We start from the raw sequence: 14,789 nt of genomic DNA, 5'->3' as shown, positions 1-14,789 counted from the left end.
GCCGGGAAATCGCGAAAAGCCCAGTTACCGCACCGTTTTCTGCTAGTTCAGGAAGGCAATGGCGCATATGTGCCTTCCATGTTCACACGCGACTGGCCGCCGAGAAAGAGACTGCGGGCAATCTTGTGGTCATCTTGACCCGAGTGCCCGGTCCCACATGATCGATCTCCAGTTCGTCGGTGAGGGCCCGCATCATCGCGATACCGCGGCCTCGATGTCCAGGATCCTCGGGTAGTGGCCGCCAGATGCCGGAATCGGTCACGACGAGAGTGACTGTGTCCAGCCCGCATTCGGCGGTGAGCTCGACGCGGCCGGATTCGCCGTTCAGATACGCGTGTTCGATGCTGTTGCTGAGCGCCTCATTCGCGGCCGCGGTGAGATCGGCCGAGAGGTCGTGCGGTATGGCGGCGGCGGCCAGCCAGGATTTGAGTTCATAGCGCATACGGGACAATTCGCTCGGGGTTGCCGGGATGTCCAGATGCAGCGGTTCGGGCGGCTGCCGATAGACCACGAGGGCGACATCATCGTCGTAACCCGCCGCGGGCCGCAAGCGCGACAACACCGCATCGGCCACCTCGCGCGGCAATTGCCCGGCCGCACCGGTCAATTCGTCGGCGAGTTCGACGAAGCGGTCGTCGATATCGATACCGCGCTGTTCGACCAGCCCGTCGGTGAACAGCACCAAGGTCGAGCCCGGAGCCATGGCGGTGGTGGCCTCGGGGCGGCGCGGGAGTTCGAAGGTGGCCAGCGGGACCGCCCGGCCGCCCTCCAAAAGCCTGCCGCGCGTACCGGGTTCGGCGAGGACCGGCGGCATATGCCCGGCGCTGGAGTAGCGCACCAGATTCCGCACCGGATCCAGGATGGCGGCGCAGACGGTGGTGCACATGGCCCCGGGAATGCGCGCGGCCACGGCATCGAGTTCGGCCAGCAGCTGTGCCGGACCCGCACCGCGCAGCAGCAATGCCCGTGCGGCGGTGCGCAATTGGCCCATGACCACGGCGGCGGAGAGGCCACGGCCCACGCAGTCGCCGACCACGACACCGATGGTGTCGTCCTCCAGGCGCACCACGTCGTACCAGTCGCCGCCGATCTCCAGCGGCGGCAAGGCGGGCTCGTAGTGCACCGAGAAGCGCGGCGGCAGTTCGATCGGCCCGAGCATGGCACGCTGCAGGGTGAGCGAGGTGGAGCGCGCCTGATCGAAGTTGCGGGCGCGCTGTACCGCCAGGCTCAAATGCCCGACCAGCAGTGAGAACAGCGCCCAGTCATCGGGTGTGATGGCCCGGGGCGCGGCGAAGCGCAGCCACAGTGCGGAATCACCGGCCTCGCCGAGCGGGGCCACAATGCCCTCGGAGCTGGACGCGCCCTCGGGTATCGCGAACATGGTGCGACCCGGGCGCAGTCGCGCGCGATCCAGGAGCGCGCGGGCCCGTGCGTCCAGGACCTGGCGAGATTCCCTGCCGTCCTGGACTGTTCCGGTCTGCGGCGCCGTCGAACGCAGCGCGATGCCGCCGGCCGCGACGGTCTGCAATTGCGGATTGTCCTCGGAGACATAGAGTTCGGGCCCGGTATGTCGATTGGGCCAGACCGAGACCACCGCGGACTCCGCGCCGACGGCGCGGCGCAGCTCCTCCAAACCGACGGCGAGCACCTCGACCACGCTGGTGGCCGCGCCGACCGCCGTCGCCAATCGCGAGACCGCCTGATCGCGCGCCTGGGCATCATGTTCGGCGGTCACATCGCGAATCGTGCCGACGAAAATCCGTTCACCGTTCTCGGGTTTCACCAGGGAACTGGTGGAGACGGCCAGCCACAGCCGTCGCCCGTCCCGATGCAGGATGGGCGTGACGAAGCGCGCGGCATCGGTCCCGAGATCGGGATAGCGGGGTGCCTCGGCTACCGACCAGGGGTGGGGGAGCGGATAGGGCACGCCGTCCGGGCCGTACCCGGTGAGCGCGCCGAACGCCGAATTGACCTCCACGAGTGTGCCTTCGGCGTCCACGACGAAGAAGCCGTCCTGCAGCGACTCCACCAGTGCGGTGCGGAAGGCGTCGCGCCCGGCGAGATCGTCGGCGCGGGAACGCTGTTGCTCATACCGCCGGGTGCCGTCCAGGAAGCCGCGGGTGGCCACGTCCAGGGCCGCCATGGTCTGCAACAGGAATTCCAGTGCGGCCTCGGCATGTTCGTCATCGGCGACCGGCAGCCCCTCCTGTTCGAGGATCCGGAAGTGATGTTCGGTGAGGTCGAGAATGCTCACGCCCTCCACCAGCGCGCGCCGCCCCAGTTCATAGCCCTCGGCGAGGGTGTTCTGATTCGGAGCGCGCAGATGCAGCCGTAGCGCGCTGGTATACGCGTCACGGAAGGCCGCCAGCACCGAACTCATGCGGGGGGCTCCGGGTGCAGCCCCAGCGGCCGCACGGTGTGTCCGCGATGCCGGGCCGCGAGCACCAGCGCGTCGTCGGTGTCCTTGGCGTGCTTGGTCAGAATCTCGGCGGTGATCTCGGAGGTCGGCTTGGCCAGGTCGATTCCGTCGGAGTAGTCGCTGGTGATGCCGTCGGTGGACATCAGCAGCAGATCGCCCGGCCGAATGGGTACGGTCTGCGATTGCAGGTTCGGCGGCAGCAGATAACCGACGATTCCGGCCGACAGCAGCGCCGCCGAGCGAATGGCCGGTTTGCCGGGCGCCGCGGCGACAATGCGGGATTCGACATTTCCGACACCGAGCCAGTGCAGTCGATCCCCGGCATCGAAGAGCGCCAGTGAGACCGCCGCGCCGCGCGTATCGGACATGGCGCGATGGCACAGCAGGATCAGCACATCCAAAGGCTCGGCGCGGTTCTCGGACAACACCTGTGCGGCGCGATCCGAGGCGTCGGCGGCCGCGGCGCCGTGGCCGAGTCCGTCCAGCACCGCGAAGAGCACCGAGCCACCACCGGCGTCCAGGACGACCGACCGGTCTCCTGAAACCCGTTGCCCGGGTAGCGCGCGACCGGCCACGGCCCATTCGACCGTGCCGATGAACCCGTCCTCACGCATCGCGGGGTACCCACTTCCACATCTCCACCAGCGTGCCCTGGCCGGGCTGGGAGGTGATGCTCAAACCGTCCATGAGGCGGCGTGCGCCCGGAAGGCCAAGTCCCAGACCGCGTCCGGTGGAGTACCCGTCCTCCAGCGCGCGATCGATATCGATGATTCCGGGGCCCTGATCCTGGGCCTGCACCACCATGGCGCGCCGGCCCTCCCGCTCGCCGACCGAGAGCCGGATCTCGCCGGTCCCCGCGTAACTGGTGATATTGCGCGCGACCTCCGAGATCGCCGTCGCAATCATGGTGCGATCGGATAGCGAGAAGCCGAGAGTGCTTGCCAACTCCAGCCCCGCCTGCCGGGCGGTCACGATGTCGTTGGACACCTTCACCGCGATCACCATGACTTCAGCGGCCACGATCACGACCGTCTCGTTGACCCCGGGCATTGATCTTGCGGTTGAGCCAGGACAGCCCTTCCTCCAGATCCAGTGCGGTGTGCATATCTTCGAAGGTGAGTCCGAGTTGCACCATCGCGAAAGCGACCTCGGGTTGCAGACCGACAATGACCGTCTCCGCACCGCGCAGCTTGGTCATGTGGGCGATGGTACGCAGGGATCTCGCCGCGAAGGAGTCCATTACGTCGATCGCGGTGACGTCGACGATGATGCCCTGGGCGCGATACTTGCTGACGTACTTCATCAGATCGTCTTGCAAGCGCTCGGTATCGGCATCGGTCAGCGCGGATTGCACGGACGCGATGAGATAGGTGCCCTGCTTCAGAATGGGTACCGGCATTGGCCCTGTCCCGGATTACCGTCCGTCGCGATCGGCGGGGACACGCGACACCTCGTAACCGAGGAGCCGCTCCGCCTCTTCGATACCGCCCTGGAGATCGCCGACCGCGTTCATCTTCGACAAGTCCAAGCCGATGGTTACCAGTGTGAGCGCAATCTCCGACGACAGGCCGGTAATGATCACATTCGCACCCATCAAACCCGACGCGTCGACGGTTTGGACCAGGTGGTTCGCGACCGTGGAGTCGATCGCCGGCACACCGGTGATATCGATGACGACGACCTTGGCGCGATTCGCACGGATCGCGCGCAGCAGCTGTTCGGTGAGCTGACGCGCGCGCTGCGAATCCAGCACGCCGATGATGGGCAGGATGAGCAACTGCTCACGCACCTGCAGCACGGGCGTCGACAGCTCGCGAATCGCCTCCTGCTGCTGGCGGATAACGCGCTCGCGCTCCTGCACGAAGGAGACCGCCACGGTATTGGCGATGCGGTTGGCGGCCGGTTCGTAGGCGTCCAGCACCAGCTTCAGTAACTCGAAGTCGGTCTGGTACTTCTCGAAGAGGCTGCGGGCCAGCACATCTCGCAGCAACAGCACGATGCCGACGACCTCGTCGGTCTCGACGCCTCGCGGAATGATGCGTTCGGATAGGTCGCGGGCGTACGCCTGCAGCGCCTCGACGCTACCGGTCTCGAGTACCTCGACGTAATTGTCGTAGACCGAGGTCGCTTCGGAGAAGATCTCCTCCGGGGTCATGGCGGTCAGCAGCTGGGCATCGGTAATACGACGCGCCCACTCCTCGCGCAGTTCGGTGCGGTTCTGCCGCAGGTGTTCGACGAGCTGCGGGAGCAGGTTGTCGACTGAACCCGCGGGCAGCGAATCCGCCGAGAGGCCGATGGACACGTCGGACATGGAAACTCCTGCCCCTTTCGCTAAGGCCAGGTTGGGATACTCGATCGGTTCGGCCGGCTGGTTTGCCGCCCGTGCGCTCGGTGCCGACCGCCGTCGGTAGCCGGTGCCGAGCCTAGTCTTACCCAGTACCCCCCGTGTGCCAAACCAAACGCCGGTCGGTAGGTATTTTGCCCGGCATTCGACGATCTTGCCGAGCGGGGTGGGGGAATCTTGTCCGGCTGCCATCAGGCGGGGTTGCGGGTATCGGGTCTTCGATGATGCGCCAATAAGGTGTCGTAGATATCGGCGAGCGCGGTGAGCTGGCCGCTGTCCAGTACGTCGATCATGTGCCTGCGCACGCTCTCCACATGCGCCGGGGCGGCTCCGGCCAGCACCTGCTCGCCCTTGGCGGTCAGCACCGCGGCCGTGCGGCGGGCGTCGTCCGGAATGGATTCGCGAGCGACCAAGCCGCGCTTCTCCATTCGCGTGATCTGATGCGAGAGTCGGCTCTGGCTCCACTCCAGGACGGCGGCGAGTTCGGCGAAACTGCGCCGGTGATCGGGCGCGTCGGCGAGCCGGGCGAGCACCGTGTACTCGACATAGGTGAGGTTGGATTCACGCAGCGAATCACGTCCGACCGCGGCGGCGATGAGGTCGCGGGTGAACACGAATCCGAGCCACGCGCGCGTCTCGACATCGTCGAGCCAACGGGTTTCGGTCACGGTTCCACTCCCGGGTTCTGCTGCCATGCTAATTCCCCTCCGCCGCCGACAAGCGCATCATCACAGGTAACACCCCCCGACTTGAAGGTGCAACCTGTGCCGATTCGCAGAATCCGCACAGGAATTCATACCGATCCGCAAAGCCCCGGTTCGGTCAGCCGCGCCGCATTCGCGACCATCCGCGCATACCGCCCGCGATGAGACCGCCTGCCGCGGTGAGGACGGCGGTGCCCGCGTTGCCGACGACGACCAGCGTCACCACCGTGGTCACGATGATCGCCAGTGCGGCGAGGTCGAGCCACGGATTGTGTTGCTGCGTCATGGAATCGCTCTCCTGTCATAGATTCGGGGGATTTGTCCGCAAGACGTGAGGTGTATTGCGTCAAGTCCTTCGTGCGGTGTGCCCGATCACGGGCGGACTGCTGTGAGGAACTGGGCCGTCTGGTTCGAGCGCGCCGCTTTCGATGCCAAGAACTCGTGGAACAGCCGGTAGCGCTCGGTGTCGTGCGGTAGGTGGAGATACTTGGTTCCGGCCAAATCCGGCAGGCAGATCAGGTCTGCCACGGCCTTCTCCTCGAATCGAAGGCAGGTGAAGGGGTGCCGTACGAAAGCCGGCCCGCATTCGTGATCGGCGATTACCTGCAGCGTGACGTTGGGATGTTCGCGGATCTCCAGCAGATGGTCGACTTGCTTCCGCCAGATGGCGCTACCACCGAGCGGCCGGTACAGGATTACGTTCTCGATCAACGTCCATAGGTGCGGTGGGTCGGCGGTGTCGAGAATGCGTTGCGCGCAGAGCCGTTCGTCCAGCATCTGGTCGATCTCGTCCTCCGTGTAGTCGATATGCCCGGAACTGAGTGCGGCACGGGCATATTCGGGGATTTGCAACACGTCAGGGATGAGCGACTGCTCGTATTGAAGGATCTGGGTCAGCGGCTCCAAACCCGTCAGTATGTCGAGCCGCAGGGTGTGATCGGGTCCATTCTGATTTGGGTAACCCCAGGTCAGATACTTTTCGTGTTCGATTTCCGACACCCCGTACAGCCGGAGTAGTGCGCGAACCGTCTCCTCCTGTCGGTTGGTGCGGTACCACCCCGTTTCGAGTCTGCTGATCGTCGATTGTTCGGTGTGGACGGCGTCGGCCACCTCATGCTGGGTCTTCCCGTGCTCGTCCCGCATGCGCCGCAACCAAAGGCCGAGCAATGTCGGCAAAGCCTCTGCGGGAGTGGCGTTTTGGGGTGTATGTCGGGTCTGGTTGTGGCTGGGCACCGCCAGAGTCTGGCATGTGCGCTGTATCACCTCCAGTGGTTTCGTTCATGCATCTGCAATTGCAGACGCACTTGCGGAATGTGTTCGGTGTCTCTTTGGAGTGTCCGTTACGGCGCACTCCGGGTATCGGGATTGCTTCCGATTCCGGTGCGAGGCTTGAGGAGTCGTGGCCGTCGTCGGGTGCGGGCAGCTGGAGTTTCGCCGGTGGAACCGCTGGGTGTGCGCGGGGACTGCCTGCCGGGCGCGGGAGAGCGAGTGAGTGTGGGCGGGAGTTCCCGGGCGCCAGACAATATGCCTCCGACCGGCCGAGTCCGTCGGGTCCGGCGGTACCCCGGGGCGATTAGGTTCGCCTGCTTGCCGGGGTTGTCCGGGTGCTGGATAGAGTCACTCTGCTTGAACCGTCGGCTGCACAGCCCCCAGCCCTGCTCGAGGAGTACGAACCGTGACCGCGCCTGATTTCCTGTACTCGGATCTGCTGCCCACCGGTGCCGATGACACGCCGTACCGGCTGCTCACCACCGAGGGTGTCAGCACGTTCGAGGCGAACGGGCGCAGCTTCCTGCAGGTGGAGCCCGAGGTGCTGCGGATGCTCACCGCGGAGGCGATGCACGACATCAGCCATTACCTGCGGCCCGCGCACCTCGCACAGCTTCGCAAGATCATCGATGATCCGGAGTCGAGCGGGAACGACCGGTTCGTCGCGCTGGATCTGCTCAAGAACGTCAATATCTCCGCGGGTGGCATTCTGCCCATGTGCCAGGACACCGGCACCGCCATCGTGATGGGTAAGAAGTCCGAGGGTGTGCTCACCGGGGTCGATGACGGGGAGTGGATCTCGCGCGGTGTGTTCGACGCCTACACCAAGCTGAATCTGCGCTACTCCCAGCTCGCGCCCATCAATATGTGGGATGAGAAGAACACCGGGTCGAATCTGCCCGCGCAGGTCGAGTTGTACTCGGACGCGGGCGATCCCACGCATCCGGCGTACAAGTTCCTGTTCATGGCCAAAGGTGGCGGTTCGGCCAACAAGTCCTTCCTGTTCCAGGAGACCAAGGCGATCCTGAATCCCGATCGCATGCTGGAGTTCCTGGACGAGAAGATCCGCTCGCTCGGCACCGCGGCCTGCCCGCCGTACCACCTGGCGGTCGTCATCGGTGGTACCAGCGCCGAATTCGCTTTGAAGACAGCGAAATACGCCTCCGCGCATTATCTGGACAATATGCCGACCGAGGGTTCGATGTCGGCGCACGGCTTCCGTGATCTGGAGTTGGAGGAGCAGGTCTTCAAGCTCACCCAGTCGTTCGGGATCGGCGCGCAGTTCGGTGGCAAGTACTTCTGCCATGACGTGCGCGTGATCCGCCTGCCGCGCCACGGTGCGTCGCTGCCGGTCGCCATCGCGGTCTCCTGCTCGGCGGATCGCCAGGCGCGGGCCAAGATCACCGCCGAGGGCGTCTTCCTGGAGCAGCTCGAACGGGAACCGGCGCAGTACCTGCCGGAGCAGACCGATGCCATTCTCGGCGGTGACGTGGTCAAGATCGACCTGAACCGGCCGATGTCCGAGATCCGCGACGAGCTCTCGAAATACCCTGTGAAGACCCGTCTTTCGCTGACCGGGCCGCTGGTGGTGGCGCGCGATATCGCGCACGCCAAGATCAAGGAGCGCCTCGACGCGGGCGAGCCCATGCCGCAGTACATGCGCGATATGGCCGTGTACTACGCCGGTCCGGCCAAGACCCCCGACGGTTACGCCTCGGGTTCGTTCGGCCCCACCACCGCGGGCCGCATGGACTCCTATGTCGATCAGTTCCAGGCCGCCGGTGGCTCGCATGTCATGCTGGCCAAGGGCAATCGCTCGGCGCAGGTCACCAAGGCGTGCAAGGAGCACGGCGGCTTCTACCTCGGCTCGATCGGCGGACCCGCCGCGCGACTCGCCCTGGACTGCATCAAATCCGTCGAAGTTCTCGAATACCCTGAGCTCGGCATGGAAGCGGTCTGGAAGATCGAGGTCGAGGACTTCCCCGCCTTCATTGTCGTGGACGACAAGGGCAATGACTTCTTCGCCGAAACATCCAAGCCGATCGCCCTGCGCGTCCGCGAACGGTCCAGGGAACGAGTCTGAGCAAGGGAGAGCACCGCATGCGCGCCGAGCGCCGAGTTGAACTGCCGAGCAAGTCGAGAATGCTTGCCGCACAGGGGAACCCGATGGTCGACGCAGCAGTGGTGAGATTCGATGTCCCCGCCGCGGAGCAGGAGCGCGGTGCGGGGCTGCTCGCCGATGTGCCGGTTGCTCGGCGCGGTCGAGCGGTCCATGGTGCGTCCCGGGCGGCCGCTGTCGCGGTGATCGCGGGCGCCGGGCTGTTCGCCACCGGTCTCCCGGCGGCGTCGCCGCTCGCCCATGCGGACAGTGCCGTCGCGGTGCCCGGATCCGCTTTATCGGAGTCGGCGGTCGGCGGTGCGGCCGGCAAACTCCCGTCCGCGTCGGCGATCGCGGGGGAGACCGACGGGCTCGATCCGCTGCTGGCCGCCGCGTATTCGCACGCCGCGGACGCCGCGCGCGAGGAGGGCGTGACCATCCGGATCACCTCCGGCTATCGCTCGCCCGCCGAGCAGCAGGCCATGTGGGAGGACGGGATTCGCCAGTACGGCAGTCCCGAGGCCGCGCGGCAATGGGTGCTGCCGCCGGAGGAGTCCACCCATGTCTCGGGTCAGGCCATCGACGTGGGTCCGCGCGCGGGCGCACAGTGGTTGGAGGACAACGGAAATCGCTGGGGCCTGTGCCGCACCTTCGACAATGAATGGTGGCACTTCGAGCTGGTGACCGTCCCCGGAGCGTCGTGCCCCGCACGACTACCCGATGCGAGCGTGCGCTGAAAAATGGACCGGACACCCTGTTGTCCGCTCGTTAACCGCTGTGCGCACGCCGCATCTTCGGCATCCTGGGTTTCGGCACATTTCTAGCTACGGAGGCAATGGGTGGTCCGGCAACAACAGCATTCGAGGCATAACAGCATCGGCAGGCAGCGCCCGCCCATCCGCGCACACCGCCTCACCCACCCCGCCCGCACCCCCCGCACCGCCCGTGAATCCGTCCTGACCCCCGGCTGGCTCGCCGTGGAACTCCCCACCGCCGTCCTACTGGCCATCTTCGTAGGCACCGGCTGGCTCGGCTACGCACAACCCTCCGGCACCCCCGCCCAACCCCGCCCCGCGGTCGTCGTCCCCGCCGACCACCCCATCCCCGGCCGCTGAACGCCCGCCGGGACGCGCGATCTCACCCGCACAGCCGGGGAAGTGCCTGTGCGGGAAAGTGATCGGCGAGATCGGCGTTGATCCGCGTGCCGAGCAGCCCGCACAGCCGGGTGACGGCGTGCCGCGGGTCCAGATCCCAGACCCGCAGCGCGCCATTGTCGCCGCCGCCGAACAGGTAGTTCGCTTTCGGATGGAAGACGACCTGCCACGGCGTGGCGGTGGGCGGGGTCAGCGATTGGCCGTAGGGCACCGGATGCGCCGGATCGGCGAAATTCCAGAGGCGGACAGTGGAATCGGTCCCGCCGGTCGCGAGCAGACGTCCGTCCGCGCTGAGATCCAGGGCGGTGACCGTGACCTCGCTGGCCCGGAAGGGCTCGCCGAGTGGTTCGATCCGGGTCGGATCACTGATGTCCCAGCGCCGCACCAACCCGAAATCGCTTGCCGCTATGGCGGTTCGATGATCGGGGGTGACGGCGATTCCCAGACCGCCGCCGGACCAGTCGGCCGCGACCGAGCCCCCGGGCGGTCCCAGCTTCCGGATATCGGCGTCCCAGACCATGAGTTTGTCGGTCAGGACCGCGATCAGTTCGCCGTCCCGGGTGGTCGTGACCTGCACCCCGGTTGCCGCGACCTTCGGCGAGATCTGGACTTGGACAGGTAGTCCCAGCGGTACCGGGTGCGCGGCGTCGGCGTAGTTCCACGCCTGGAAACTCGGCGGTGACGCGGAGATGGTGATCAGCAGCGGTCGGCCGATGGCGAATCCCAGCCCGATCGCGTTGGGAAAGCGGTATCCCGCAACCGGTTTCGCGGGATCGGAGATATCGATGAGCGTCATCGCGCCGTCCAGGACCAGACCTGCGAATGCGCCGTCGGAGCTGATCGAGGGCAGGGTGGTCACCGCCAGACCGGGCAGCCGGTCCTGGGGCGCGGGGACGGTTCCGGCCAAGCGCACGGCCGCCGGATCGTGGGTGTCCCAGATATGCGCGTCCGCGCCGGGCGCGAAGGTGAGCATGCGGGAGCCGTCGGCGCTGATCACCGGCCGCACCTGCCCGGCTTGGCCGCCGAGTACGGCGGGCGGCACCAGCCACTGCTGGACCGTGCCGTCCTCGAATCCGACGGCCAGGGTCTGTCCGCCACGACTGAATCGCAGGCTCAGCGGTATCGCGGTGCAGCGATGCTCGGCCGGTGCCCGCGGACAGGCGGCCGCGTTGCCGGTGAGCAGTGGGCCGAGCGCGACCGGGCGGGACGGATCGGTGAGATTCCACAGGCTGGTGCCGAAGGCGGTCAACGTGGCCAGGGTGCGGCCGTCCGGGCCGAAGGCCATGCCGAGCAGGAAGTACGCCGACGAGGCGGCGAAGGACGAGCCGATCGGCACCGTGTGGTCGGCGCCGTCGACGCGGACGAGCCGCACCTCACTGTCGACCGCGGCGGTCGAGCTGCCGGGCCGATCGTCGGCGATGGCGACGAGATTGCCAGCCGGACTCGTCACCATCCGGATATCGGCGGACTGTCCGAGTACGGTGCCGTGCGGATCGTCCTGTGTCGGAACGGTATTCCACGCCCGCAGGGTGCGCGTCTGTGCGGCGGCGTTGGGCGTCACCCGGTCGATGGTCAGCAGGGTGCGGTCATCGCTGGTGAATCCGAGTGTGACCAGCTGACCGTCGACGGGGAATCGGGTCGGCCGGTGCACGGGGTGAGCGGGATCGGTGAGGTCGTACAGCTCGACCCCGTGCGGATCGGCGACCGCGAGCGTTCGGCCGTCGTGTGCCAGCGCGAGGGCCGCGAGCGGACTGCCGGTATCGATCACGGCCGATTCCCGTGGGCGCGCCGGATCGGAGATATCGCGGATACGCACGGTGCGGTCGTCACCGCCCGAGATCAGCAGTGTCCCGAAGGCGGTCAGCGCGGTCACGGTTCCGGTGTGGTCGGTGATTGCCGGTCCGGCCGGGACCACCGCGCCCGGATTCGAGGTATTCCAGAGCCGGATGGACCGGTCCGCCCCCGCGGTCGCGAGTATGTCCCCGTCGGCGTACGCCAGCATCGACACCATGCCGGTGTCGGCGGCGAACGCGGCCACCGCGGGCAGGCTCTGGGTACCGATCAGCCTGGAAGCGACATCGAGGTCGTCCGGTCGCAGTGTGGCGGCGAGGATATCCAACTCGGCCGAGAGCGTGGGGTCGCTGCTCTGCACCCGGCTCGCCTCGCTGAGCACGTTCGCGAAGAATCCGGCGTCCTTCTCTCGGTTGGCGATTCGCGTGTTCACATAGCCGGTCAACGCGGCGACCAGCAGCAGTACCAGCGTGCCCGCGAGACCCGCCTGCATCCAGGTGCGCTGCCGCCGGGCCCGCAGCGCCGCGGTGAGGAACTCGCGGGTCTGCCCGGCCACGGCCCGGCCGTGCGTGCGCGCCTGGGCCAGCCGATCGCCGTGATAGAGCAGCGCGCGGCTGCGCCCGGACGAAACCCATTCCGCCGCATCGGTTTCGGCGCGCTGCCGGATGAGATGCCCGGCCCGGTCGGCGTCGATCCAACCGCGTAGTTCCGGCCAGGCATCGATGACGATCTCATGGGTGAGCGCGGTGGTGTCGGTGTCCAAGGTGATCAGCCGGGCGCTGGCCAACTGTTCGAGCGCGTCGGCCGCGGCATCGGGATTGTCGGTGCGGGTGAGCAGTTCGGTGATCGGGAGATGCCGACGGGTGTCGCGGGTGTCGCTCCCGACGGTGACCAGACTGAGCAGGATGGATCTGGCGGCGTCCTGTCCGGTCGAATCGAGCCGGGCCCAGGCCTGCTGCGCGGTTCGGGCGACCGATCCGGTGACGCCGCCCGCAGCCCGGTAAGCGTCCAGGGTGAGCCGATTGCCGTCACCACGTTCCCAGGTGACGGCCATGACGTGGGACAGCAGCGGCAGAGTGCCCGAGCCGTCGGTGCGGCCGCCGAGTCCGAGCAATTCGGCGCTGATCAGTTCGACCAGACCGCTTTCCAGCTTGAGGCCGTGCGCGCGGGCGGGCCGGGTGATCGCTTCGGTGAGTTCGGCCGCCAGCATCGGGGTCAGCACATAGGCGCGTCGGCCGACGGCCTCGGCCAGCGCCGGGTGATCCAGACAGCGGGCGAAGAAGTCCGCGCGCAGGCCGAGCACCACGGTCGCGCCGGAATCCGCGTGGCGGGTGAGGGTTTCGATGAAGTCGAGCTGATCGGCCGCGGCGGCGGAGTTGGTGAAGAGTTCCTCGAACTGATCGATGACCAGCGCACTGTTGTCCGCCGGGATATCTTCCATGCTTGGCGGGGTGCTCGGGGTTCCGGCGCGGACCGTCCATTCGGGTCCGAGTCCGGGGATGAGCCCGGCGGCGAGCAACGATGACTTACCCGTGCCGGACGCGCCGACCAGGACGACGATCCCACCGCCCGCCCCACCCGTTTTCCGAACCAGCGCGACCAGTTCGGCGGTGGCCCGTTCCCGGCCGAAGAACAGCGCGGCGTTCTCGGTGCGGTAGGACTCGAGACCGCGGTAGGGGCAGTCCGAAGTGGGCGTCCAGGACACCGCGCTCACCCACAATTGCCGCCAGTGGGTCGGGTCCAGCAGCGCGGGCGGCACCTGCTCCGATTTCCTGGCCAGCTCGAACAGCACGAACAGCACCGGCCGCACCGATTCGAAGTTCGCGGGCAGATTCCGGCCCTTGCGCCAATCGCTGATGCGCTGCACCGTGAGGCGTTTGGCGTGCTCGCCCCGGCTGGATCGGATGACCCGGTTCGCGGCGTCGGCGACGGCCTGCAATGTCGGACCGCCCGCGAGCCGCCAGAGACTGGTCAATTGCTGGGCGAATACCTCGCGCGGTAGTTCGTCGCCGAATACCGATTCGGTGTCATCGGTCATTCGCCGCGTACTCCCTGTTGTGCTGTGCCATGGGCGTTTTCCCACCGCGAGGAGTATGGCCTGCGCCATGGTGGGGTGCGCGGCACGGTGCCCTTACAAGATCGAATCCACCTCCAGCGGCAGCAATCCGGAGCCGGTGGGAACGGTGAGCACCGCAGCGTCGCCGTCACCGGACGCACATGTCAGGGCGATGCTCGCGGCGATGGCGTCCAGGATGTTCCCGGTGGCGACGACCGGATCACGGTCCCGCGCGAAGAAGGCGAAGCCGGTGGAGACCGCGCTGATGGCCTGCCGGTCGGCCGCGCCCATGCCGAAGCTCACCACCTCGGCGCCGTGCGGGTCCGCCGGATCGGTCAATCGCTCCCAGACGGGCAGCCAATCGGGGCCGGTATCGCCGCCGTCACTGAGGAAGTACACCACCGGCCGATGCGCGCGAATCCCGGTGTCCCGGGCGCGAACACCCGCGGCGATGGTCGTGCGCGCCTGACCGAACGCGGCCCGGAAATTGGTCGCGCCGCCCGCCTGGAGCACTGGGATTCGCGCCCGCGGCAGTTCGGTCAGCGGCAGCACGGTATGCGCCTCGGAGGCGAAGGCGACCACGGACAGCCGGACCCGCGCGCCCGCCACGGGATCGGCGAGCAGGATGCCGCGCAATTGGGGCAACATGCGATTCACCGCGTCGACGGGCGGGCCGTACATCGATCCCGAGACGTCGATCACGAGGCAGACCGGCAGCACCGGATCGCGTTCGACCGCCGCGTCGGGAGTGGACTCGCGCACCATGGGGCATCAACCTTCGGCCGTGTGAAACCGCGGGTGCGGCAACGCATCTCGATTGCCGTCGACGGTAGGTGCGCCGACGTGGCGCCGACCAGGTGCGTGACCGGGCGAAGAGGTGTCGGTGCAGGTCAGGGCTGTGTGGCGAATTTCCGGACCGGAAGGATCAGCGGTCCGTGCACCGCCGGAGCGACT

General features: G+C 67.1%; 13 protein-coding genes. 3 read left to right on the top strand and 10 right to left on the bottom strand.

Annotation, left to right across the window (positions count from 1 at the left end; genetic code table 11):
- Positions 1-82 precede the first annotated feature (82 nt).
- The 8 genes from OHB26_RS32905 to OHB26_RS32870 form a co-directional block, all read right to left on the bottom strand.
- On the bottom strand, positions 83-2,380 hold the full coding sequence (locus tag OHB26_RS32905) for a SpoIIE family protein phosphatase (protein ID WP_330181142.1): 2,298 nt from the start codon (positions 2,378-2,380) through the stop codon (positions 83-85).
- Positions 2,377-3,033 (bottom strand): SpoIIE family protein phosphatase, encoded by a 657-nt coding sequence (locus tag OHB26_RS32900; protein ID WP_330181141.1) that lies wholly within the window; start codon positions 3,031-3,033, stop codon positions 2,377-2,379. Before OHB26_RS32900 ends, OHB26_RS32905 begins: the two co-directional genes overlap by 4 nt.
- Positions 3,026-3,439 carry an ATP-binding protein gene (locus OHB26_RS32895; RefSeq protein WP_067562742.1) on the bottom strand — a complete coding sequence of 138 codons (414 nt, stop codon included), beginning with the start codon at positions 3,437-3,439 and terminating at the stop codon, positions 3,026-3,028. Before OHB26_RS32895 ends, OHB26_RS32900 begins: the two co-directional genes overlap by 8 nt.
- A complete protein-coding gene (locus tag OHB26_RS32890) occupies positions 3,429-3,818 on the bottom strand; it encodes an STAS domain-containing protein (RefSeq protein ID WP_067562687.1) in 390 nt (129 codons plus the stop codon). Before OHB26_RS32890 ends, OHB26_RS32895 begins: the two co-directional genes overlap by 11 nt.
- 15 nt (positions 3,819-3,833) lie before the next feature.
- On the bottom strand, positions 3,834-4,730 hold the full coding sequence (locus OHB26_RS32885) for an STAS domain-containing protein (protein WP_330181140.1): 897 nt from the start codon (positions 4,728-4,730) through the stop codon (positions 3,834-3,836).
- Positions 4,731-4,954: 224 nt separating this feature from the next.
- Complete coding sequence (locus OHB26_RS32880; protein WP_330181139.1) at positions 4,955-5,431, bottom strand: MarR family winged helix-turn-helix transcriptional regulator; 477 nt, start codon at positions 5,429-5,431, stop codon at positions 4,955-4,957.
- A gap of 154 nt (positions 5,432-5,585) precedes the next feature.
- Positions 5,586-5,753 carry a hypothetical protein gene (locus OHB26_RS32875; protein WP_330181138.1) on the bottom strand — a complete coding sequence of 56 codons (168 nt, stop codon included), beginning with the start codon at positions 5,751-5,753 and terminating at the stop codon, positions 5,586-5,588.
- A gap of 86 nt (positions 5,754-5,839) precedes the next feature.
- Positions 5,840-6,700, bottom strand: coding sequence for a helix-turn-helix domain-containing protein (locus OHB26_RS32870; protein ID WP_330181137.1), 861 nt, complete (start codon positions 6,698-6,700; stop codon positions 5,840-5,842).
- Between the two features lie 442 nt (positions 6,701-7,142).
- Here OHB26_RS32870 and OHB26_RS32865 point away from each other — a divergent pair, with 442 nt between their 5' ends.
- The 3 genes from OHB26_RS32865 to OHB26_RS32855 all read left to right on the top strand — a co-directional run bounded on the left by OHB26_RS32865 (position 7,143) and on the right by OHB26_RS32855 (position 9,949).
- Complete coding sequence (locus OHB26_RS32865) at positions 7,143-8,819, top strand: fumarate hydratase (RefSeq protein WP_330181136.1); 1,677 nt, start codon at positions 7,143-7,145, stop codon at positions 8,817-8,819.
- An 83-nt stretch (positions 8,820-8,902) separates the two neighbouring features.
- Positions 8,903-9,571: a M15 family metallopeptidase gene (locus OHB26_RS32860; protein ID WP_442942774.1), complete on the top strand. Its 669-nt coding sequence runs from the start codon at positions 8,903-8,905 to the stop codon at positions 9,569-9,571.
- Positions 9,572-9,673: 102 nt separating this feature from the next.
- On the top strand, positions 9,674-9,949 hold the full coding sequence (locus OHB26_RS32855; protein ID WP_330181135.1) for a hypothetical protein: 276 nt from the start codon (positions 9,674-9,676) through the stop codon (positions 9,947-9,949).
- 22 nt (positions 9,950-9,971) lie between these two features.
- On the opposite strand, the gene OHB26_RS32850 is transcribed toward OHB26_RS32855, so the two are convergent.
- Together OHB26_RS32850 and OHB26_RS32845 are read right to left on the bottom strand one after the other, a co-directional pair.
- Positions 9,972-13,817 carry an NACHT and WD repeat domain-containing protein gene (locus OHB26_RS32850; protein ID WP_330181134.1) on the bottom strand — a complete coding sequence of 1,282 codons (3,846 nt, stop codon included), beginning with the start codon at positions 13,815-13,817 and terminating at the stop codon, positions 9,972-9,974.
- A 93-nt stretch (positions 13,818-13,910) separates the two neighbouring features.
- Positions 13,911-14,600 (bottom strand): vWA domain-containing protein, encoded by a 690-nt coding sequence (locus OHB26_RS32845; RefSeq protein ID WP_330181133.1) that lies wholly within the window; start codon positions 14,598-14,600, stop codon positions 13,911-13,913.
- Positions 14,601-14,789: the final 189 nt, after the last annotated feature.

It is taken from the genome of Nocardia sp. NBC_01503, from assembly GCF_036327755.1.
GTDB lineage: Bacteria > Actinomycetota > Actinomycetes > Mycobacteriales > Mycobacteriaceae > Nocardia.
This window is presented reverse-complemented; position numbering and strand designations above follow the sequence as displayed.

Coding starts and splice junctions, on each gene's coding strand:
- OHB26_RS32905 (WP_330181142.1), bottom strand. CDS start 2,380: ATGAGTTCGGTGCTGGCGGCCTTCCGTGACGCGTATACCAGCGCGCTA.
- OHB26_RS32900 (WP_330181141.1), bottom strand. CDS start 3,033: ATGCGTGAGGACGGGTTCATCGGCACGGTCGAATGGGCCGTGGCCGGT.
- OHB26_RS32890 (WP_067562687.1), bottom strand. CDS start 3,818: ATGCCGGTACCCATTCTGAAGCAGGGCACCTATCTCATCGCGTCCGTG.
- OHB26_RS32885 (WP_330181140.1), bottom strand. CDS start 4,730: ATGTCCGACGTGTCCATCGGCCTCTCGGCGGATTCGCTGCCCGCGGGT.
- OHB26_RS32875 (WP_330181138.1), bottom strand. CDS start 5,753: ATGACGCAGCAACACAATCCGTGGCTCGACCTCGCCGCACTGGCGATC.
- OHB26_RS32860 (WP_442942774.1), top strand. CDS start 8,903: ATGGTCGACGCAGCAGTGGTGAGATTCGATGTCCCCGCCGCGGAGCAG.
- OHB26_RS32850 (WP_330181134.1), bottom strand. CDS start 13,817: ATGACCGATGACACCGAATCGGTATTCGGCGACGAACTACCGCGCGAG.
- OHB26_RS32845 (WP_330181133.1), bottom strand. CDS start 14,600: ATGGTGCGCGAGTCCACTCCCGACGCGGCGGTCGAACGCGATCCGGTG.